The 19,370-nt window shown below is 62.3% G+C and carries 18 protein-coding genes and 1 pseudogene; 10 read left to right on the forward strand and 9 right to left on the reverse strand.

The window, feature by feature from the left end:
- Positions 1–128 precede the first annotated feature (128 nt).
- The 5 genes from JQK88_RS21665 to JQK88_RS21685 all read right to left on the reverse strand — a co-directional run bounded on the left by JQK88_RS21665 (position 129) and on the right by JQK88_RS21685 (position 3,337).
- Complete coding sequence (locus JQK88_RS21665; RefSeq protein ID WP_192258751.1) at positions 129–809, reverse strand: DUF1345 domain-containing protein; 681 nt, start codon at positions 807–809, stop codon at positions 129–131.
- 22 nt (positions 810–831) lie between these two features.
- A complete protein-coding gene (locus tag JQK88_RS21670) occupies positions 832–1,299 on the reverse strand; it encodes a YaiI/YqxD family protein (protein ID WP_112564610.1) in 468 nt (155 codons plus the stop codon).
- Between the two features lie 64 nt (positions 1,300–1,363).
- On the reverse strand, positions 1,364–1,933 hold the full coding sequence (gene gfa / locus JQK88_RS21675) for an S-(hydroxymethyl)glutathione synthase (protein WP_192258749.1): 570 nt from the start codon (positions 1,931–1,933) through the stop codon (positions 1,364–1,366).
- Positions 1,934–1,961: 28 nt separating this feature from the next.
- Positions 1,962–2,213, reverse strand: a complete 252-nt coding sequence (locus JQK88_RS21680) for a hypothetical protein (protein WP_192258748.1) — start codon at positions 2,211–2,213, stop codon at positions 1,962–1,964.
- Positions 2,210–3,337: an S-(hydroxymethyl)glutathione dehydrogenase/class III alcohol dehydrogenase gene (locus JQK88_RS21685; protein WP_203279409.1), complete on the reverse strand. Its 1,128-nt coding sequence runs from the start codon at positions 3,335–3,337 to the stop codon at positions 2,210–2,212. The genes JQK88_RS21680 and JQK88_RS21685 overlap by 4 nt, the downstream gene beginning before the upstream one ends.
- Positions 3,338–3,484: 147 nt before the next feature.
- Between JQK88_RS21685 and JQK88_RS21690 the strand changes: the two genes are divergently transcribed.
- The 5 genes and pseudogenes from JQK88_RS21690 (at position 3,485) to JQK88_RS21710 (ending at position 10,732) form a co-directional block, all read left to right on the forward strand.
- Positions 3,485–3,967, forward strand: coding sequence for an ion channel (locus tag JQK88_RS21690; RefSeq protein ID WP_203279410.1), 483 nt, complete (start codon positions 3,485–3,487; stop codon positions 3,965–3,967).
- A gap of 56 nt (positions 3,968–4,023) precedes the next feature.
- On the forward strand, positions 4,024–6,036 hold the full coding sequence (locus JQK88_RS21695) for an acetyl-CoA carboxylase biotin carboxylase subunit (protein ID WP_203279411.1): 2,013 nt from the start codon (positions 4,024–4,026) through the stop codon (positions 6,034–6,036).
- Positions 6,037–6,142: 106 nt separating this feature from the next.
- Positions 6,143–9,670, forward strand: coding sequence for a DNA polymerase III subunit alpha (gene dnaE / locus JQK88_RS21700; RefSeq protein WP_192258745.1), 3,528 nt, complete (start codon positions 6,143–6,145; stop codon positions 9,668–9,670).
- A gap of 37 nt (positions 9,671–9,707) precedes the next feature.
- The gene (locus tag JQK88_RS21705) at positions 9,708–9,911 is read left to right on the forward strand and encodes a nuclear transport factor 2-like protein (RefSeq protein ID WP_192258744.1); all 204 of its coding nucleotides are present in this window, start codon (positions 9,708–9,710) and stop codon (positions 9,909–9,911) included.
- Between the two features lie 52 nt (positions 9,912–9,963).
- Positions 9,964–10,732: pseudogene (locus JQK88_RS21710) on the forward strand (potassium channel family protein).
- A 12-nt stretch (positions 10,733–10,744) separates the two neighbouring features.
- On the opposite strand, the gene JQK88_RS21715 reads toward JQK88_RS21710, so the two are convergent.
- The gene (locus tag JQK88_RS21715) at positions 10,745–11,626 is read right to left on the reverse strand and encodes a DMT family transporter (protein WP_192258742.1); all 882 of its coding nucleotides are present in this window, start codon (positions 11,624–11,626) and stop codon (positions 10,745–10,747) included.
- 181 nt (positions 11,627–11,807) lie between these two features.
- On the opposite strand from JQK88_RS21715, the gene JQK88_RS21720 reads away from it, so the two are divergent.
- Positions 11,808–12,314, forward strand: a complete 507-nt coding sequence (locus JQK88_RS21720) for a hypothetical protein (protein WP_192258741.1) — start codon at positions 11,808–11,810, stop codon at positions 12,312–12,314.
- 5 nt (positions 12,315–12,319) lie between these two features.
- Here the strand turns inward: JQK88_RS21720 and JQK88_RS21725 are convergent, their stop codons facing one another.
- Positions 12,320–13,648, reverse strand: a complete 1,329-nt coding sequence (locus JQK88_RS21725) for a DNA polymerase IV (protein ID WP_203279412.1) — start codon at positions 13,646–13,648, stop codon at positions 12,320–12,322.
- Between the two features lie 67 nt (positions 13,649–13,715).
- Here JQK88_RS21725 and JQK88_RS21730 point away from each other — a divergent pair, with 67 nt between their 5' ends.
- Together JQK88_RS21730 and JQK88_RS21735 are read left to right on the forward strand one after the other, a co-directional pair.
- A complete protein-coding gene (locus JQK88_RS21730; protein ID WP_192258739.1) occupies positions 13,716–14,291 on the forward strand; it encodes a GNAT family N-acetyltransferase in 576 nt (191 codons plus the stop codon).
- 94 nt (positions 14,292–14,385) lie between these two features.
- On the forward strand, positions 14,386–15,915 hold the full coding sequence (locus JQK88_RS21735; protein ID WP_192258738.1) for a DUF2125 domain-containing protein: 1,530 nt from the start codon (positions 14,386–14,388) through the stop codon (positions 15,913–15,915).
- 127 nt (positions 15,916–16,042) lie between these two features.
- Here the strand turns inward: JQK88_RS21735 and JQK88_RS21740 are convergent, their stop codons facing one another.
- Both JQK88_RS21740 and JQK88_RS21745 read right to left on the reverse strand, forming a co-directional pair.
- Positions 16,043–16,696, reverse strand: a complete 654-nt coding sequence (locus tag JQK88_RS21740) for a hypothetical protein (RefSeq protein ID WP_203279413.1) — start codon at positions 16,694–16,696, stop codon at positions 16,043–16,045.
- Complete coding sequence (locus tag JQK88_RS21745; RefSeq protein ID WP_192258736.1) at positions 16,693–16,992, reverse strand: DUF3572 domain-containing protein; 300 nt, start codon at positions 16,990–16,992, stop codon at positions 16,693–16,695. The genes JQK88_RS21740 and JQK88_RS21745 overlap by 4 nt, the downstream gene beginning before the upstream one ends.
- A gap of 238 nt (positions 16,993–17,230) precedes the next feature.
- On the opposite strand from JQK88_RS21745, the gene JQK88_RS21750 reads away from it, so the two are divergent.
- Together JQK88_RS21750 and JQK88_RS21755 are read left to right on the forward strand one after the other, a co-directional pair.
- Positions 17,231–17,602 carry a response regulator gene (locus JQK88_RS21750; protein ID WP_142864985.1) on the forward strand — a complete coding sequence of 124 codons (372 nt, stop codon included), beginning with the start codon at positions 17,231–17,233 and terminating at the stop codon, positions 17,600–17,602.
- Positions 17,603–17,635: 33 nt separating this feature from the next.
- Positions 17,636–19,009, forward strand: a complete 1,374-nt coding sequence (locus tag JQK88_RS21755) for a PleD family two-component system response regulator (RefSeq protein ID WP_192258735.1) — start codon at positions 17,636–17,638, stop codon at positions 19,007–19,009.
- Positions 19,010–19,370: the final 361 nt, after the last annotated feature.

A 19,370-nucleotide genomic window follows, 5' to 3' on the forward strand; every position in this document is an offset into this window, starting at 1 on the left:
TGTTTCCTGGTCTCCTGGCTGCGCGATCTCGCGCTTGTCGTTCTCCTCCCAATACGTCGCTATCGAAAGCAATGTTTCATGCGATCACGTTTTTATTACAGGCACGTTTTTGATACTGGGACGGATTGCTATGAATTGCCGAGGCTGACGGCGAGATTGACGACGGCAGCGACGATGACGGTGTTGAAGAAGAACGACAGGATCGAATGGACAAGCACGACGCGGCGCATATGGGAGGTGGTTATCGCCGTGTCGGCCGTCTGCGCGGTCATGCCGATCACCGTCGCGAAATAGAGAAAGTCCCAGCCATCCGGCCGTTTGCTGCCGGGAAAATCGAGGCCGCCGACCGGCATCTTCTTCTTGGTTTCGGCATCGATTGCGTCGCCGTCCATCCAGTAGACATGAGCATAGTGAAGCGCCGCCAGGGAGTGGATGGTGAACCAGCCAAGCGGGATCGACAACATAGCAATACCGAGTTCGGTCGGGTCGCGGTCCTTGTGGTTGATCAACTGGAACAAAAGGACGATGGCGATGCTGACGACACCCAGCGTAATGGCAAAGATGCCCAGCACCGGCAGGTCGACCTCGCGCGCATTCTTGCTGAGATAGCGACCGGACAGCAGCGGCATCTTGGCGAGGACGAGTGCGATGAAGACGACGAAGAAGGCGTCGGCAGCGATCGAGACGGAATAGGCAAGCGGCAAGCCCGCGATCAGCGCGATAACCAATGCCGGCAGACCGACGCATGCCGACACCAGGAATTGCTTGTGCCGGTGCAGCGGGTTCGTGATGGGGATGTCTGTTGCCATGGGCCGGCCTCGGGTGCCGTTTCTATTCCGGTGTGACGGATTTCAGCGCGCGCCGCAAGATACGGTCGAGTTCGCCCAGGAAGCGCGAGCGGTCCTGCGGCGCAAAGCTGGCATTGTAGCCCTTGCTCTCGCCGGTCTCGCGCAAATGCTGCTTCAAATCGCGCATCGCCACCGCCATGCCGATGGTTTCGGGCGTGAAAGGGCGACCGGTTGGCCCAAGCACATGGGCGCCCAGCGCCACGGCGCGGGCGGCAAGCGGAATGTCGGCGGTGATCACGATGTCGTTGGATTTCGCGTTGTCGACGATCCAGTCGTCGGCGGCGTCAGCACCCTTGGAAACGACGACGTTGCGGATCATCGGATCACGCGAGGGACGAAGCCCGCCATTGGAGACGTAAGTGACGACGACGCCATGGCGCTCGGCGACCTTTTCGACCTCGGCTTTCACCGGGCAGGCGTCGGCGTCGACATAGATGGCGGGTGCGGGCATTGTCTCTCCAAAACGAAGATGGGGCCGGCATATTACCCGGCCCCATGCCAGAAATCTCGTATTGTCAGGCCGGCAGCGCGCCCGACTTCTTCGCCGTCCAGGTGGCGATATAGTCCATCAGACCGGGGTTGAGGCAGTCATAAGGCTCGAGCCCGATCGACTTCAGCTGGCCGCGGATGCCGTCCATCCGCTTGGGGTCGACACCGGATTCTATGATCGACGACACGAAAGCGGTGAAGCCGGGCGGTGACCAGCCGTCCTCCTCAAAACGCTCCGGATGGATGAAGGTTAGGCCCTTGAACGGATGATCGCGCTCGACGGGGCCATGCATGTGGACGCCACAGCCGGTGCAGGCATGGCGCTGGATGAGCGCTGAGGGATCAACCACCTTCAGCTTGTCGCCGTTCTCGGTGACGGTGACGTCGCCGGTGCCGGCGACCGCCACGATCGAGAACACCGCGCCTTCTGGTTTCCAGCACTTCGTGCAGCCGCAGGCATGGTTATGGGCGATCTGGCCCTTGACCTTTACCTTCACCGGCTTGCTGGTGCAGGCGCAGACCAGCGTGCCGCCGGCAAAGCTAGCGCTTTCCCTGGGCAAGCCATTGTCGATTTTCGGATGCAGTTTTTCAGGCATTTTCTTCCTCCCTGTCTTGTCATCTCGATCACGTCTCGATGACCACCTCATTTTCCATGAAGTGCACCTTCAGCAGACGATGCGCTTCGGTCAGGCTCCTCCTTAGAAACTGTCCATGCACGAGATAAGCGATCTCATCTTGCGCCCGATCGATCTCCTCCAGATTGATCGTGACGCGCTTTTCCTCGCGAAAGCTACGCCAAAGATCCTCACCAAAGTTCCGTATTCGATGGATCGTCGACTTCTCAGGGTCGATGAAGCGAATTCGAACCTCCTTCAATAGACCACCACGCTCCTGATCGACTTGCCCTCATGCATGAGGTCAAAACCCTTGTTGATGTCTTCCAGCTTCAGCAAATGGGTGATCATCGGGTCGATCTGGATCTTGCCGTCCATGTACCAGTCGACGATCTTCGGCACGTCGGTGCGGCCACGTGCGCCGCCAAAGGCGGTGCCCATCCAGGTGCGGCCGGTGACCAATTGGAAGGGTCTGGTCGAAATCTCCTGGCCGGCGCCGGCGACGCCGATGATGACTGACTTGCCCCAGCCGCGATGCGAGGCTTCCAGCGCCTGGCGCATCACCTTGGTGTTGCCGGTGCAGTCGAACGTGTAGTCGGCGCCGCCGATCTGGTCGGCGCCGCGCTTGGTCATGTTGACGAGGTGAGGGACGATGTCGCCGTCGACCTCCTTCGGATTGACGAAATGCGTCATGCCGAAGCGCTCGCCCCAGGCTTTCTTGTCGTTGTTCAGATCGACACCGATGATCATGTCGGCGCCGGCCAGCTTCAGGCCCTGGATGACGTTTAGGCCGATGCCGCCGAGGCCGAAGACGACGGCGGTGGCGCCTTGCTCTACCTTGGCCGTGTTGATGACGGCGCCGATGCCGGTGGTGACGCCGCAGCCGATGTAGCAGATCTTGTCGAAGGGAGCGTCCGGATTGACCTTGGCGACCGCGATCTCGGGCAGCACGGTGAAGTTCGAGAAGGTCGAGCAGCCCATATAGTGGAAGATCTTGTCCTTGCCGACCGAGAAGCGCGACGAGCCGTCCGGCATCAGGCCCTGGCCCTGCGTGGCGCGGATGGCGGTGCACAGATTGGTCTTGCGCGACAGGCAGGACGGGCACTGGCGGCATTCCGGCGTATAGAGCGGGATGACATGGTCGCCCTTCTTGACCGACGTCACGCCCTTGCCGACATCGACGACGACACCGGCGCCCTCGTGGCCGAGGATCGCAGGGAACAGGCCTTCCGGATCGGCGCCCGAGAGAGTGAACTCATCGGTATGGCAAATACCGGTCGCCTTGATCTCGACCAGCACCTCGCCCTCGCGCGGTCCGTCGAGGTCGACCTCCATGATCTCCAGCGGCTTTCCGGCGGCGACAGCGACTGCGGCGCGAGTTTTCATCGGACAATTCCTCCCATGCGATTTTGGCTCCAAGGTTTCAGGTTTTGGCCGCTCCAGCAACTGCCAGATGAGGCAAAATGCCCGCTTTCTTGACGCAGATAGCACACCATCGGCCAATAAGCTGACCGGATCGGGAAAGGGTCGGTTATGCTTGCCAATCTGCTGCTAGCGGCACTCTTCGATGTGCTGACATTTCTGGTCCATGCTGCCGGGCTGATCATGCTCACGCAGCTCATCGCCTATCTGCTGGCCCATCCGTTGCTGGACGGCAGCCAGGCGGAAAAGGTGGTTGCGCTGGTGGTGCTGGCGCTCGGCATGTTCGTGCTTGTCTGCGTCGAACTGGCGCTTTGGGCCACCGGAATGGTGGCCGTCGGCGCGTTCGCAGAGTTCGACACTGCCTTCTATTTCTCTGCATCGGCCTTCGCCACGATCGGCTTCACCGATGTGGCGCCGCTGGCCGAGTGGCGGCTGCTGGAGGCGATGGAAGGCATCACCGGCTTCCTGATCATGGGCTGGTCGGCCGCCTATCTCGTCACATCAGGCATTCGCTTCGGTCCGTTCGAGCGCGACAAGCATTTTTTAAACAGGCGCCTTGAAGCATGCTTTTGCCATGCGTATGCCGCCACTTGAGCCACAACCGGATAGTCCATAGAACAGGACGGCTTCGCCGGAGGAACGACGTCTGCATGTTCACGAAAATCCTGATCGCCAATCGCGGCGAGATCGCTTGCCGCGTCATCAAGACGGCGCGCAAGATGGGCATCGCCACGGTCGCAGTCTACTCCGACGCCGATCGCGACGCCGTGCATGTCGAAATGGCCGACGAAGCCGTGCATATCGGGCCGTCGCCCTCCGCGCAAAGCTACCTCCTGCCTGAGAAAATCATCGCTACCTGCAAGGAAACAGGCGCGCAGGCCGTGCATCCCGGCTACGGGTTCCTGTCGGAGCGGGCCGCCTTCTGCGAAGCGCTAGAGGCCGAGGGCATTGTCTTCATCGGTCCGAAACCCAAAGCGATCAAGGCGATGGGCGACAAGATTGAATCGAAGAAGTTCGCCAATGCGGCCAAGGTTTCGACGGTACCCGGCTGGCTTGGCGTCATCGAAAATGCCGACCATGCCGAAAAGATCGCCGGCGAGATCGGCTATCCCGTGATGATCAAGGCCTCGGCCGGCGGCGGCGGCAAGGGCATGCGGATCGCCTGGAGCCAGTCGGAAGTGCGCGACGGCTTCGACCGGGCGCGTTCGGAAGCCAAAAGCTCGTTCGGCGACGACCGTGTCCTCATCGAGAAATTCGTCGTCGATCCGCGCCATATCGAAATCCAGGTGTTGGCCGATGCGTATGGTACCGCGCTCTACCTCGGCGAGCGCGAATGCTCGATCCAGCGCCGTAATCAGAAGGTGGCGGAAGAGGCGCCGTCGCCTTTCCTCGATGCCAAAACCAGAAAGGCGATGGGCGAGCAGGCCGTGGCTCTCGCCAAGGCGGTCGACTATCAGAGCGCCGGCACCGTCGAGTTCATCGTCGACGCTGAAAAGAACTTCTATTTCCTTGAAATGAATACACGATTGCAGGTCGAGCATCCCGTCACCGAGCTCGTCACCGGCATTGATCTGGTCGAGCAGATGATCCGCGTCGCTGCCGGCGAGAGGCTGGCTTTGAAGCAGAGCGACGTCAAGCTGAACGGCTGGGCGGTGGAAAGCCGGCTCTATGCCGAGGATCCCTACCGCAACTTCCTGCCGTCGATCGGCCGGTTGACGCGCTATCGGCCGCCGGAGGAGGGCACGTTCGGCGATGTCATCGTTCGAAACGACACCGGCGTCACCGAGGGCTCCGAAATTTCGATGTTCTATGACCCGATGGTGGCAAAGCTCTGCACCTGGGCGCCGACGCGTATCGAGGCAATCGATGCCATGTCGGAGGCGCTGGACAGTTTCGTTGTCGACGGCATCGAGCACAACATTCCATTCCTGGCAGCGCTCATGCAGCATCCGCGCTGGCGCGAAGGGCGGATATCGACCGGCTTCATCGCGGAGGAATATCCCGACGGCTTCGCGCCGATCGTACCCAATGAGGACGAAAAAGCGGTGCTGGCGGCAATTGCCACCGCGGTCGAGCTTCTGCGCCGCGACCGGCTCGACCGGCTGGGCGGGCGGCTGGCGCCGCATTCGGGTGCGCTCAAACGCGACTGGGTGGTGAAGATCGGCGAGGATTATCTTTCCGCCTCGATCCTGGAAGGCATGGTCTCCATCCCGATGGAAATCGACCTGTCGGTCAATGGTGGCAAGGCGCTGACGGTGACTTCCGACTGGCGGCCGGGCGATCTGATCTGGCGCGGTCATGTCGGCGCCCGCAAGGTTACAGCGCAGATCAGGCCGCTGCCGAACGGCTTGCGCATCGCCTGGAAAGGCATGTCGGTGAACGCACGCGCCATGCTGCCGCGCATAGCGGAGCTGGAACGGCTGATGCCGGAAAAGGTGGCGCCGGACACGTCGAAGATGCTGCTTTGCCCGATGCCGGGCCTGGTCGTGTCGATCGCGGTTGTCGAGGGGCAGGAGGTCAAGGCCGGCGAGACGCTGGCAGTTGTCGAAGCGATGAAGATGGAAAACGTTCTACGCGCCGACCGTGATCTTGTCGTGTCGAAGCTCAACGCCAAACCTGGCGATAGCCTTGCCGTCGACGCGGTGATCATGGAATTCGCCTGAGCGGTTGGAATGCTGGGGTCAGTAGTCGTTTGTACTGGACTGGTATCGCGCCGTCCCGGACAATACATCTCCATCGACTCAAAGCCTTTAGGCAGCGCGAGAAATCATGGCGGATGACAGACTTCCACGCGATCCCCTGAAGCGCGAAGCAGCGATCGCCGCTTCGCGCCCGGAGGTACCGGCGCGGCGGTTCATCCATCTGCGCGTGCATTCGGCCTATTCGCTGCTCGAAGGCGCATTGCAGCTCGGCGCCGTTGTCGGTCATGCCGTCAAGGACGAGTGCCCGGCGATCGCTGTCACCGACACCAACAATCTGTTCGGTGCACTGGAATTCGCCCAGAAGGCGGTGAAGGAGGGTATCCAGCCGATCATCGGCTGCCAGATCGATCTCGCCTTTTCCGGGGAGACCAGCGACGCGCAGCGCGACCGCCGCCGCCATGGTCCGGATATGCACCCCGTGGTCCTGCTCTCCGCCACCGAGGCCGGCTACGGCAATCTGGTCAGGCTGGTCAGCCAGGTCTATCTGGAGACGCCGCCGGGCGAGGCAGTGCATCTGACGTCAGCAATGCTTGAGGGCCATAGCGATGGCCTGATCTGCCTCAGCGGCGGCCCGCGCGGTCCGATAGGTCGGGCCCTGAAGGAGGACCGCCGCGATCTCGCCGAAGCGCGGCTGCTGGCGCTCAAGGCGCTGTTTGGCGACCGGCTCTATGTCGAGCTGGATCGGGTTTCCGGCTATGACCGCATGATCGAGAAATCATCGGTCGATCTTGCCTACATCCATGATCTGCCGCTTGTCGCCACCAATGAGGCGTTCTTCTCCGCCCGCGACGACTATGACGCGCATGACGCGCTGATCGCCATTGCCGAAGGCTCGGTCGTTGCCGCCGACAACCGCCGCCGCCTGTCGCCGGACAATTTCCTGCGCAGTCAGGCCGATATGGCACGGCTGTTCGCCGATCTGCCGGAAGCGATCGACAACACCGTCGAGATCGCGCTGCGCTGCTCCTATTATCCCAAGACGCGCAACCCGATCCTGCCGCGTTTTACCGGGGGCGATGTCGCCGACAATGAGGTGGCGCTGAAGGCCGAGGCCGACGAACTGCGCCGCCAGGCCCATGAAGGGCTCGATGCGCGGCTGGCGGCGCATGGACCCACTGCCGGCTATACCGCCGAGCAGTATCGCGAGCGGCTCGATTTCGAGCTTTCCATCATCGAGAAGATGAAATTCCCCGGTTACTTCCTCATTGTCGCCGACTTTATCAAATGGGCGAAGGCGCAAGGCATTCCGGTTGGGCCGGGCCGCGGTTCGGGCGCCGGTTCGCTGGTTGCCTATTCGACGACCATCACCGACATCGACCCGCTGCGCTTCTCCTTGCTGTTCGAGCGCTTCCTCAATCCCGACCGTGTGTCGATGCCCGACTTCGACATCGACTTCTGCCAGGACCGGCGCGAGGAGGTTATCCGCTACGTCCAGCAGAAATACGGCCGCGATCAGGTGGGGCAGATCATCACCTTCGGCACGCTGCAGGCGCGTGCCGTGCTGCGCGACGTCGGTCGTGTGCTGCAGATGCCTTACGGCCAGGTCGACAAGCTGTCCAAGATGGTGCCGCAGAACCCGGCCAATCCGGTCAAGCTCGCGGATGCCATCGCCAACGAGCCGCGCTTTGCCGAGGAGGCCGAGAAGGAGCCGATCGTCCAGACGCTGCTCGATATGGCGCAGAAACTGGAAGGCCTCTACCGCCACGCCTCGACGCATGCCGCCGGCATCGTCATCGGCGACAGGCCGCTGTCGGAACTGGTTCCGATGTACCGCGATCCGCGCTCCGACATGCCGGTCACCCAGTTCAACATGAAATATGTCGAACAGGCCGGGCTGGTGAAGTTCGACTTCCTCGGCCTCAAGACGCTGACCGTGCTGGAGACCGCGGTGAAGCTGATCCGCCGCCGCGGCATCGAGATCGACCTGGCGACGATCCCGCTCGACGATCCCGACACCTACGCCATGCTGTCGCGCGGCGAAGTGGTCGGCGTGTTCCAGGTGGAAAGTGCCGGCATGCGCAAGGCGCTGATCGGCATGCGGCCCGACTGCATCGAGGACATCATCGCGCTGGTGGCGCTCTACCGTCCCGGTCCGATGGAGAACATCCCAACCTACAACGCCAGAAAGCATGGCGAAGAGGAGATGGCCTCGATCCACCCCAAGATCGACCATCTGGTGAAGGAGACGCAAGGCGTCATCGTCTATCAGGAACAGGTGATGCAGATCGCGCAGGAGCTGTCGGGCTATTCGCTCGGCGAAGCCGACCTTCTGCGCCGCGCCATGGGCAAGAAGATCCGTGCCGAGATGGACAAGCAGCGCGAGCGCTTCGTCTCCGGTGCCGTCGAGCGTGGCGTCGGCAAGCCGCAGGCCGACTTCATCTTCGACCTTTTGGCCAAGTTCGCCGACTACGGCTTCAACAAATCGCACGCCGCGGCTTACGCCGTGGTTTCCTACCAGACCGCCTATCTCAAGGCGCACTACCCGGTCGAATTCCTGGCGGCGTCGATGACGCTCGACATGGGCAACACCGACAAGCTCGCCGATTTCCGCCAAGATGCGCTGCGTCTCGGCATCGAGGTGGTGGCGCCGTCGGTGATGACCAGCTTCCGCAATTTCGAGGTCGGCGAGAACCGCATCTATTATTCGCTTGCCGCGCTGAAAGGCGTCGGCGACGCGGCGGTCGAGCACATCGTCGCTATGCGCGGCGAAAAGCCGTTCAAGAACCTCGCCGATTTCTGCGAGCGGGTCGACCCGAAGATCGTCGGCAAGCGGGTCTTCGAAAGCCTGATCATGGCCGGCGCGCTGGATTGCTTCGGCCACGACCGCGCCCAGATGATGGCCGGCGTCGAGCGGATGATGGGGCTAGCCTCGCTGGCGCAGCAGAACGCAATTTCGGGCCAGCACGACATTTTCGGCGCTTCTCTTGGCGCGCAGCAGCAGGCGCTCAATTTGCCGCCGACCGATCCATGGCTTGCAGCGGACCGGCTGCACCGCGAATTCCAGGTGGTGGGCTTCTATCTCTCTGCGCATCCGCTCGACGAGTACAAGGCCGCACTCCAGAAGATGCGGGTGCAAAACTGGGGCGAGTTCTCGGCCGCGGTCAAACGCGGTGCCGCCGCCGGGCGGCTGGCCGGCACGGTCACCACCAAGCAGGAGCGCAAGACCCGCACCGGCAACAAGATGGGCGTCATCGCCTTTTCCGACACGTCTGGTCAGTATGAAGCCGTGCTGTTTTCCGAGGGGCTGGCGCAATATCGCGACCTGCTCGAGCCCGGCCGTTCGGTGGTGATCACCGTTTCGGCCGAAGACCGGCCCGAAGGCGTCAATCTGCGCATCCAGACGGTGCAGTCGCTGGAGGACGAGGCAAGCCGTATCCAGAAGGCGCTGCGCATTTTCGTGCGCGATGCGGCACCCATCGGCATGCTGGCCGGCCAGCTGGCGGTGAAGGGGGAGGGCCAGGTCAGCTTCGTGCTGATCAAGGAGGCAGGTCAGGGCGAGGTCGAGATCGAATTGCCCAACCGCTACCGCATCTCGCCGCAGATCGCCTCTGCGATGCGCGCTGTGCCGGGCGTGGTGGAAGTCGAACTCGTCTAGGCTGCGCTGATATTCAGGCGATGCCGACGGCAATCACATGGACGTCGGCTTCCTGGTCGACGGCGACAACGTCGCCATCCGCTGGACATTCGACAAAACCGACAAGGATGGTGTCGTTCAGCGGCTGGAAGAGGTGGCGCTGCAGCAGTGGCGCGGTGGTCGGATCGCCAAGGAGCAGTTCTTCTACGATACGGCGACCGCCTGGGGCGTTGTCGGACCCGATGGCACGGTGCAGCGCTGACGGCGTCCCTTGGCCACTGGACGGCTTGCGCGCCGGACGCTACGCAATCTCGATGAAAGAGCATGACAAGGACGGGTCGCAGCAAAGCTCGGCGATAGCGCGGCTGCGCGACCGGCTGCGCAAGCTCTATCACGGGCGCTCGCCGGCGGCGTTCCGGTTTCAGCTGACGGCTGTCATCATCGACCTCGCCATCATCGCCTTTTTCGTTGCTACGCCGGTGCTCCAGGACAAGCCGTCATTCCTGTGGCTCGACTATACCGTCGCCGCCCTGGTCGCGGCCGACCTGATTGCCCGGCTGCTCGCCTCCAACGACATGCTGCAGCTGATGAAACAGCCGACCTCATGGGTCGATGTCTTCATCCTGTTGACGCTGCTGATGCCGACGGCGCTGGCAAATCTTGCTTTCCTGCGCATCCTGCGGCTGTGGTCGGATGCGCGGCTTGAGACCCTGGCGCGAGGCAAGCCAGGCGGTCATCAACCTGTTGACGTTCCTGTTCGTCATCACAGGTTTCGTCTACACCTTCTTCTTTCGCACCGGCGCGGGCCTCGAGAACTATATCGACGCGCTGTATTTCACCGTCGCCACGATGACGACCACCGGTTTCGGCGACATCGTGCTGCCGGGGATCGCCGGCAAGCTGACCGCAATCGTCACCATGATCATCGGCATATCGCTGTTCGTCAGGCTGGCGACGGCGATCTTCCGCCCCGCCAAGGTGTTCTTTCCCTGTCCGCAATGCGGCCTGCAGCGGCACGAACCGGACGCAGTGCATTGCAAGGCCTGCGGGCATCTCCTCAACATCCCCGACGAAGGAAGCTGATTGGCGGCAGTGCTATGACGTAGCGACTTCCGCTGGTTGCGGCGCCTTGCGCTGCAGGTTGAGCAGGTTGCCCAGCAGGATCAGCAGGGCGCCGCCGGCGGTGAAGGCGTCGATCTGCTCGCTGTAGAGCAGCCAGCCGATCAGCGCCGATAGCGGCACGCGCAAAAAGTCCATCGGTGAGATCACGGTCGCGTCGGCATAGGCGAGTGCGCGGGCCATGCAGAAATGCGAAGACATGCCGGTGAAGGCGATCAGGGCGATCCACGGCCAGAGTTCCAGTGGCGGGTTGCGCCATTCGCAGAGCGCCGGGATCAAGCCGACCACGGACTGGATGATCAGCATCCAGAAGATGATGCGCACGACGCTGTCGGTGCGCGTCAGCGACTTCACCATGACCACCGAAATGCCGAAGCAGACCGCGGCGCCGAGCACGATCAGGTGCCCCGGATCGACGGCGCCAACGCCGGGCCGCACGATGATCACCACGCCGATCAGCCCCAGCGCGATCGCCGCCAGCTTGGGCCGCGACAGCCTTTCGCCGAGGAAGCCGACCGCGAGCAGGGCCGTCCAGATCGGCGTCGTGAATTCGATCGAGATCAGCACGGCCAGCGGGATCAACGTCAATGCGTAAAGCCATGCCGCCTGGCCGGTATAGTGGATGACGTTGCGGGCGAGATGGGCGACGGGGCGCTGCGTGCGCATCGCCGCAAAGCCGCCGCTCATCATCACCAGCGGCAACAGGATGAAAAAGCCGATCACCGAGCGCAGTTCCAGCACCTGGAAGACGTTGAGCTCCGCGGTGGTGGCGCGGCCGGCGACCGACATCGCCAGGAACGAGGCGATCGACAGCGCCATCCAGAAGGCGGCTCTAGGGATCGATGGGGAAGGGGCCATAGGCGCTATGTCGCAAGCCGGGACTTCTATCGCAACCGCTAGGCGACGCATTCGACTGGGCCAGACCCGTTGCAAAACAGCCAGCAGGAAGTGGAACCTGACACGACGGCAGGCGTTGGTTCCCGATGTTGGCCAATTCCTGGACGCATTGTTCTTCAACATCAACGGGGGAGAGATACCAATGAAATCATTCGCGCGATTTCTGCTATCCGGCTGCCTGATAACTGCGAGCGGGGCGGCCCATGCCGACGAGGCGGATTTTCTCAGCTCCCTGCAGGGCAATTTCTCCGGCAAGGGCACAGTCAAGGTCACCACCGACGCACCGACGGTGAATGTGTCCTGCACCTTCAATTCCGACGCGACGTCGACCTCATTGTCGCTTGACGGCAACTGCCGTGGTCTTGTCGTGGTGACGCGCGCCATCAGCGCGGATCTGAAGGCCAGCGGGGCGAAGTACACCGGCGTCTATGTCGGATCGCGTACCGGGCCGGCACAGCTCGCCGGCAGCCGCTCGGGCAACGCGATCAATCTCGGCATCAGCTGGGCGACGGAGGTCAATGGCGATCGCAAGGCGCGGTTGACGGTCGAGAAAACCAGCGGCGACGGAATGCGGTTGACCGTTACCGATGTCGATCCGAAAACCGGCAAGAGCGTGGTGACGAGTCGCATAGATCTGCAGCGCATCTAAGCCGATTACTCTTCGATCGGCTCGGGCGGGTTGGCGTTGCGGCCCTTGCCGAAGGTGTAGCCGGTTTCCACCGCCTTCTTGCCGAACTTGTCGCGCAGCGTGTCGATGGCGCTTTCGGCCATGGCTCGCTTGCGCGAGCCGACATCGATGAGATCGGGCGGGTCGGCCTTCCCGTCATCCGAGAGATCGCTGACGCCGATGCCGAGCAGCCGGTATTTCGTGCCGTCGGCTTCCTTGCGCAACAGGTCGAGGCCGGTCTGGAAGATGCGGTCGGCCAGCCTTGTCGGGTCGCCGAGCTGGCGGTTGCGGGTGCGCAGCTTGAAGTCCTGCGTCTTCAGCTTCAGCACCACGGTGCGCCCGGCAATGCCTGACTTTTTCAGCCGCGCCGATACCTTTTCAGACAGTCCTCGCAGCACCGGAACCAGCTCGTCCATGTCAGCTATATCAGTGTCGAAAGTGGTTTCGGCCGAGACGCTTTTTGCATCCTGATCGGGGTCGACACGGCGGTCATCCTGGCCGCGCGACAGATGGTAGAGCCGGGTGCCCATCACACCATAGCGGCGCATCAGATCGGTGCGCTCCATGCGCTGCAGCTGGGCGATGGTGCGGATGCCGTCGCGTTCGAGCGTTGCGGCAAAAGCCTTGCCGACGCCCCAGATCAGCGTCACCGGCTGCTCGGCCAGGAAACCCAGCGCCTCGGCCTCGCCGATCACCGAAAAGCCGCGCGGCTTGCGGAAATCGGAGGCAACCTTGGCCAGGAACTTGCAGTAGGAGAGGCCGGCCGAAACGGTGATGCCGATTTCCTTTTCGACGGTGAGCGAAAAGCGCGCCAGCACCACTGCCGGCGGCATGCCGTGCAGGCGCTCGGTGCCGGCAAGGTCGAGAAACGCCTCGTCAATCGAGAGCGGTTCGACCAGCGGCGTCAGGGCCTGCATCAGCGCGCGCACCTCGCGGCCGACGCGGACATATTTTTCCATATTGGGCGGGATGACGACCGCCTCCGGACAGGCTTCGAGCGCCTTGAACATCGGCATTGCCGAGCGGACGCCCTTGATGCGGGCGATGTAGCAGGCGGTGGAGACGACTCCGCGCTTGCCGCCGCCGATGATCAGCGGCTTGTCCTTTAGCGCCGGGTTGTCGCGCTTTTCGATCGCCGCATAAAAGGCGTCGCAATCGATATGGGCAAGATGCAGACGGTAGAGTTCGGGATGACGGGCGAGCCGGGGACTGCCGCAGCGCTCGCAGCGTCTGACATCGCTGCGCTGAAAGGTCAGGCAGTCGCGGCAAAAACCGTGCTCGGGATTGTTGACAGGGGCCGCCATCGTTGCGAACATAAAGAGAACAGATGCAATGGTACGTCAGGACGGGAGCCGCCACAAGCGGTTAGCCGGGAGAGAACTCATGAGCACGACCATAGCGCCGCTGAAGCCCGACCTATGGGCGGATTTCGAGGACCTTTTCGGCAAGCAGGGCGCCTGCTACGGCTGCTGGTGCACCTATTTCAGGCAAGCGCCGGCGGCGCGGCGCGCCAGCGACAAGCAGCGCAACAAGGATCTTATCAAGGCGCGCATCGAGGCCGGGCCGCCGCCGGGGATCTTGGCTTTCGAGGACGGCCAGGCGGTCGGCTGGATGCAGATCGGGCCGCGCGCCGACGTGCCCGAATGGAACAATCGGGGCAGGGGTTCGGCGCCGATCGATCCGTCCGACGCCACCGATCCGGGCGTGTGGGCGATCTCCTGCTTCTTCATCCGCGCCAGTGCGCGCGGCAGGGGCATCAGCCATCGCCTGGTCGAGGGCGGCATCGCCTTTGCGCGCCAGAACAAGGTGCGGCTGGTCGAGGCCTGTCCGATCGATGTGTCGCGCGATTCGCGTTCGATCGGGCTGTTCGTCGGCTCCTCGCGTGTGTTTGAAAAGGCCGGCTTCGAGCGGCTTGTCGAACGCAAAGCCGGCAGGCCGTTGATGCGGCTGGTGCTGTAGCCGGCAATCCAAGGTCTTGTCTTGCGGCTGTGATGGTATTTCCCTACCAGTGGCAGAAACGGTTTTGACGGCCGCAATAGAGTGGAGGATCGATATGAAGCGCGTTTTGCCATTTGTTTTGCTTCTTGCCTGCAGCGCACCGGCGTTTGGCCAGACGGTCGACAGCCAGGGCGCCAAGCAGCTCACCGACAATCTGGCGCACTATTTCGGCAAGAAGCCTTTCGACATTGGATTTGTAAAAGTCTCGGTCGAAGGCGATGCCTACAAGCTTGCATTCGACTTCAAGCCGCTCGTGGAAATGATCGGCAAACAAGACGGCTTCAAGTTCGATTTCAGCCCCTACGCGCTTTTGACCAAGCCGCGCAGCGACGGCGCTTGGGATGTATCGGCCAATTTCACTGCGCAAGGCTCGATGGAGTTCAACGGTGATCGGGGTCCGCAAAGCGCGAAGATGTCGTTCAAGGGTCATAGGCTCGTTGGCATCTACGATCCTAAACTCGCGGCTTTCAGCTCCGCGACGTCGTCGCTGGAAGGTATGACGATGACGTCGCAAGACCCCACGCAGCGCACGGATTTGAGCACAGGCGCTGGAACCGCGACCATAGGCGCCACCAAGGGCCAGAATGGCGGTGTCGATTTCACCATGGGTCAGACGGTTGCGGATTTTAACGAGACGGTCACGATCGGCAGCCCAGGCAGCGGGCAAAAAATCCCGCTGACGCTGAAGTCGCCGGAATTGTCGGTGGATGCAAAAGGCAAGGGGGTGCGTACGAAGCCTCTCTTGGACCTGCTGGCATTTGCCGTAGCCAATGAGGACGAGGCGAAACTGAAGGCCAACCAGGCGGAGCTCAAGTCGCATCTGCTGGCCGCGCTGCCGCTTTGGGAGCGGATCGATGGGGCGTACAACTTCAAGGATGTGCGTGTCGTGAGCCCGACCGGTAATTTCGGCGCGGCCGAGGTCGGCATCGCTTTCGGCATGGACGGCATAGCCCGCAACGGAACCATCAACTACGCGATCAAGGCGTCGGGTCTTTCGATGCCGCAAAATCTTATTCCAAGCTGGGCCATCGCGCTGCGTCCCACCGATCTCGACCTCAATTTCGGTGGCGCCAACATCGATCTCGACACGATGGCCAAAAAGGCGATCGAGGCTTTCGATCTCAACAAGAACCCGCCCCTTTCGCAGGAGTTTGGTGACGGACTGAAGAAAGAGTTCCTAGCGAACGGCCCGAAGATCGTCATCGGCCACAGCACGGTCAAGGGCGGCGGTGCCGAAATCGCGCTGGAAGGCGACATGACGTTTCCCGATGGCGAGAAGCCCGATGCCAACGTAACCATCGACGTCACCGGCTACGACAAAATCGTCGCGGCCTTGCAAGAGGCGGCGAAGACAGATCCGCAGGCGTCGCAGGCTTTCACCGGGGCGCTGGCCATCAAGGGTTTCGCCAAGACGCTGCCGGACGGCCGTATCGAATGGGTGATCAATGCCAGGCACGATGGGTCAGTGACGGTCAACGGCGCCATGCTGAAGGGCCCCGATCCGGTCATGGAAGACGGCGCCGGTCAGGGTGCGAGCCCTGGCGAAGGCAATAGTGGCGGCGCAGGGGCGAAGTTGCAGCCGTGATCCCCAGAGCGGCTCAGCGTTTCACGGAATCGCTAAGCCGCTCTAAGCATTTGTTTTTACGCAATTCCGGACGGAAAACCGTTACACACTTTTCCTGGAATTGCTCTAGGCTCGGAAGCGCTTGGACTTAAAGCCCGAGCGCGCTGGCGATTTTCGGCGCGGCGTCGCGCCAGTCCTCGACCGAGACGATGTCGTCCGGCACCGGCGGCAGGTAGGCGCGCAGCGAATTGTCGGCCATCAGATGGAACAGGTGCGCATCGGCCACGGAATTGCGCGCTGAGATGAGGTTGGCGGGCTGGTCGTCGACAAACGCCACCGGCCGGCCTTTGCTGCCGCGCAATTTCGCCACCGCGGGCCCCTTCGCCATTTCGGTGGTCAAAAGCGGGTAGGGCAGTCCGAGCGCGTCCAGATGGGCGCGGCGCGCCGCGCGATGGCGGTGCGGCATGGCGGTCAAAAGGACGATTTCGGCGCGGTCGCCGAGGCTGGCAAGCGCTTGCTCGGCGCCTTCGGTGACGCTCTGCCAGTCGGCCTGCGCGTCGAAGAAATCGCCAAGCAGTGCCGTCACCTCCGGCTGTTCGATCAGCCGGCCGCTCGCCGTTTCGGCGATGTTGCCGGTGAGGCGGAAGGAGGCCAGCGTGAGCCCAAAGCCGCGCGATTTCAGGAAATGCGGAAACGGCCGGATGAATTCGAGCACGACATCATCGACGTCGAGGATCAGCAGAGGCCGGTCGTCGGCTGCAAGTTCGGCGATCTGGCGTGCCGTCTCGGGATCGTCGCTCATATCGAATGCTCATGGTCATCGCCGCCAAGCGGCAGCGCGCGCAATGCCTTGCCGACGGCAGCCGGTGGGGTGCCGGTTTCCTCGGCAAAGCGCAGCAAGGTCGGCTCGTGGGCCAGGATGAACTGCAGGACGCCGGCAAGGAATCCCGGCTCGGCTGCGGCGCGCCGGATGGCGGACGCCTCGATGCCGGTGATGGCCAGGAAGCGCGGCAGGAGTTCGGGGTCGGCTGCGACGAAGCCCAGTGCCTTCACGGCAATGGTTTCCGCCTCCTCGCGCATTGACGCTGCGTTTGCCATCATTACCTTCTGGTTTGCGGAAATGAGTCTCTTTTCCGCAGTAATGGCAAGCGTCGCTTGCGGCAAGCCACCGCCCCAATCCAATGTGGTTTTCGAGGTGGAATCCGAAGGGCTTTTACAGCTGCGGGTTTCCGTTTCGTCAATCATATTGTCGTAGAGTGAAGGAGGGTTTGGTGTGCTCCGACAAGGGCGCATGACGGCGGGTTTCAGGCAGAAGCTCGGCCGGGACGGGAAATCGATGCCTAAGAAGGTGATGATCGTCGAGGACAATGAGCTCAATATGAAGCTCTTTCGGGACCTCATCGAAGCCAGCGGTTACGAGACGGTGCGTACGCGCAACGGCCTCGAGGCGCTCGATCTGGCGCGCCAGCACCGGCCGGACCTGATCCTGATGGATATTCAGCTGCCGGAAGTGTCAGGCCTGGAAGTGACGAAATGGCTGAAGGAGGATGACGACCTCCGTTCCATTCCGGTGATTGCCGTCACCGCCTTCGCCATGAAGGGCGACGAGGAACGTATTCGCCAAGGGGGCTGCGAGGCCTACATCTCCAAGCCGATCTCGGTGCCGCGTTTCATCGAAACCATCAAATCCTATCTGGGTGACGCCTGATGCCAGCACCCATTCCAGCCGGAGCCTTGTGAAATGACTGCGCGGATTCTCGTCGTCGACGACATCCCTGCCAATGTGCGGCTACTGGAGGTTCGGCTGCTGGCCGAATATTTCGAGGTGCTGACCGCCTCCAACGGGCTGGATGCGATCGAGACCTGCGAAAACGGCAAGGTCGATGTCGTGCTGCTGGACGTGATGATGCCTGACATTGACGGGTTCGAGGTCTGCAAGCGGTTGAAGAGCGATCCGGCGACGTCGCATATACCGGTGGTCATGATCACCGCGCTCGACCAGGTTTCGGACCGGGTGCGCGGCCTCGAGGCCGGCGCCGACGATTTCCTGACCAAGCCGGTCAACGATTTGCAGCTGATGACGCGGGTCAAGAGCCTGGTCAGGCTGAAGTCGCTGACCGACGAGTTGCGTCTGCGCGCCTCGACCACCCGCAACATCGGCATCGAGGCGCTGTTGAGCCGCAGCTTCACATCCGAGGACGCGACGCCGAAGGTGTTGTTGATCGACGAGCGCAAATCCTCCTTCGAACGCATCCAGAAAATGCTGCGGGGCAGCGCCGAGCTCGACATTGCCACCGACCCGCATGCCGGTTTCTTCCAGGCTGCCGAGGCGCCATACGAATGCGTGCTGATCTCGACCGGTTTTGCCGATTTCGATCCGCTGCGGCTATGCTCGCAATTGCGTTCGCTCGATCGCACCCGCTTCCTGCCGATCATCCTGCTTGCCGAGGAAGGCGAGGAGGGCCGCATCATCCGCGGCCTCGAACTCGGCATCAACGACTATCTGATGCGGCCGATCGATCAGCAGGAGCTGATGGCGCGGCTGCGCACGCAGGTGCGCCGCAAGCGCTACAACGACCAGCTGCGCGCCAGCGTCACCCAGACCATCGAGATGGCTGTGACCGACGGGCTGACCGGGCTGCACAACCGCCGCTACCTCGACAGCCATCTGCAGACGCTGTTCGACCGCGCCGTGGCTCGGCGGCGGCCTCTGTCGGTGATGATCACCGATCTCGATCGCTTCAAGACCGTCAATGACGCGCATGGCCACGATGGCGGCGACGACGTGCTGCGCGAATTCGCCCGGCGGCTGCGCAAGAATGTCAGGGGCATCGATCTTGCCTGCCGCTTCGGCGGCGAGGAATTCGTCGTTGTGATGCCGGACACGGACGGCGCGGTGGCGGAAAAGGTTGCCGAGCGCATTCGCGCCGAAATCGCCCAACTGCCGTTTACCATCGGTCAAGAAGGCAAGACGATCGAGGTCACGGTCAGCGTCGGCGTGTCGTCGGTGCTGAACGGCGCTGACACGGTCGCGGCGTTGATGAAGCGCGCCGACGTCGCGCTTTACGAAGCCAAGAGCGGTGGCCGCAACCGCGTCGTCGCCAAGGCCGCGTAGATCCGACGCCGAATTATCCAGTCAACCCGATAGGGTTAGTAATTTACCTTAATCCAAGCGATTCCCGAGCCTTGGTTAAGAAACTGTTGATTTTCATACGTTGTTGCGCAAATGTGCAGTGCAAGAACTAAGGCGATGCGGGCACGAGGGTAGACAGCCGTATCGCTCCGAATACCCCATGATGCTCAGGTCCGCCGCATCTCCTGGGTCCGTGGGGTCGGCCGGCCGGCCTTGGCACATAGTGGCCTCCTCGTACCGCTGCCATACGCCGACCGGCCCCCTTTTTTGCCAAAAATCACTCGAAGCCCGCGTCAGGCTGTGGAGGCTTCCGGCTTTTCTGAGCCTACAAAACAAAAACGCC

Source organism: Mesorhizobium caraganae, assembly GCF_016836705.1.
Lineage (GTDB): Bacteria > Pseudomonadota > Alphaproteobacteria > Rhizobiales > Rhizobiaceae > Mesorhizobium > Mesorhizobium caraganae.

Coding starts and splice junctions, on each gene's coding strand:
- JQK88_RS21740 (WP_203279413.1), bottom strand. CDS start 16,696: ATGAGCGACGATCCCGAGACGGCACGCCAGATCGCCGAACTTGCAGCC.
- JQK88_RS21715 (WP_192258742.1), bottom strand. CDS start 11,626: ATGGCCCCTTCCCCATCGATCCCTAGAGCCGCCTTCTGGATGGCGCTG.
- JQK88_RS21745 (WP_192258736.1), bottom strand. CDS start 16,992: ATGGCAAACGCAGCGTCAATGCGCGAGGAGGCGGAAACCATTGCCGTG.
- JQK88_RS21730 (WP_192258739.1), top strand. CDS start 13,716: ATGAGCACGACCATAGCGCCGCTGAAGCCCGACCTATGGGCGGATTTC.
- JQK88_RS21690 (WP_203279410.1), top strand. CDS start 3,485: ATGCTTGCCAATCTGCTGCTAGCGGCACTCTTCGATGTGCTGACATTT.
- JQK88_RS21735 (WP_192258738.1), top strand. CDS start 14,386: ATGAAGCGCGTTTTGCCATTTGTTTTGCTTCTTGCCTGCAGCGCACCG.
- JQK88_RS21750 (WP_142864985.1), top strand. CDS start 17,231: ATGCCTAAGAAGGTGATGATCGTCGAGGACAATGAGCTCAATATGAAG.
- dnaE (WP_192258745.1), top strand. CDS start 6,143: ATGGCGGATGACAGACTTCCACGCGATCCCCTGAAGCGCGAAGCAGCG.
- JQK88_RS21755 (WP_192258735.1), top strand. CDS start 17,636: ATGACTGCGCGGATTCTCGTCGTCGACGACATCCCTGCCAATGTGCGG.
- JQK88_RS21705 (WP_192258744.1), top strand. CDS start 9,708: ATGGACGTCGGCTTCCTGGTCGACGGCGACAACGTCGCCATCCGCTGG.
- JQK88_RS21685 (WP_203279409.1), bottom strand. CDS start 3,337: ATGAAAACTCGCGCCGCAGTCGCTGTCGCCGCCGGAAAGCCGCTGGAG.
- gfa (WP_192258749.1), bottom strand. CDS start 1,933: ATGCCTGAAAAACTGCATCCGAAAATCGACAATGGCTTGCCCAGGGAA.
- JQK88_RS21665 (WP_192258751.1), bottom strand. CDS start 809: ATGGCAACAGACATCCCCATCACGAACCCGCTGCACCGGCACAAGCAA.
- JQK88_RS21725 (WP_203279412.1), bottom strand. CDS start 13,648: ATGTTCGCAACGATGGCGGCCCCTGTCAACAATCCCGAGCACGGTTTT.
- JQK88_RS21670 (WP_112564610.1), bottom strand. CDS start 1,299: ATGCCCGCACCCGCCATCTATGTCGACGCCGACGCCTGCCCGGTGAAA.
- JQK88_RS21695 (WP_203279411.1), top strand. CDS start 4,024: ATGTTCACGAAAATCCTGATCGCCAATCGCGGCGAGATCGCTTGCCGC.
- JQK88_RS21720 (WP_192258741.1), top strand. CDS start 11,808: ATGAAATCATTCGCGCGATTTCTGCTATCCGGCTGCCTGATAACTGCG.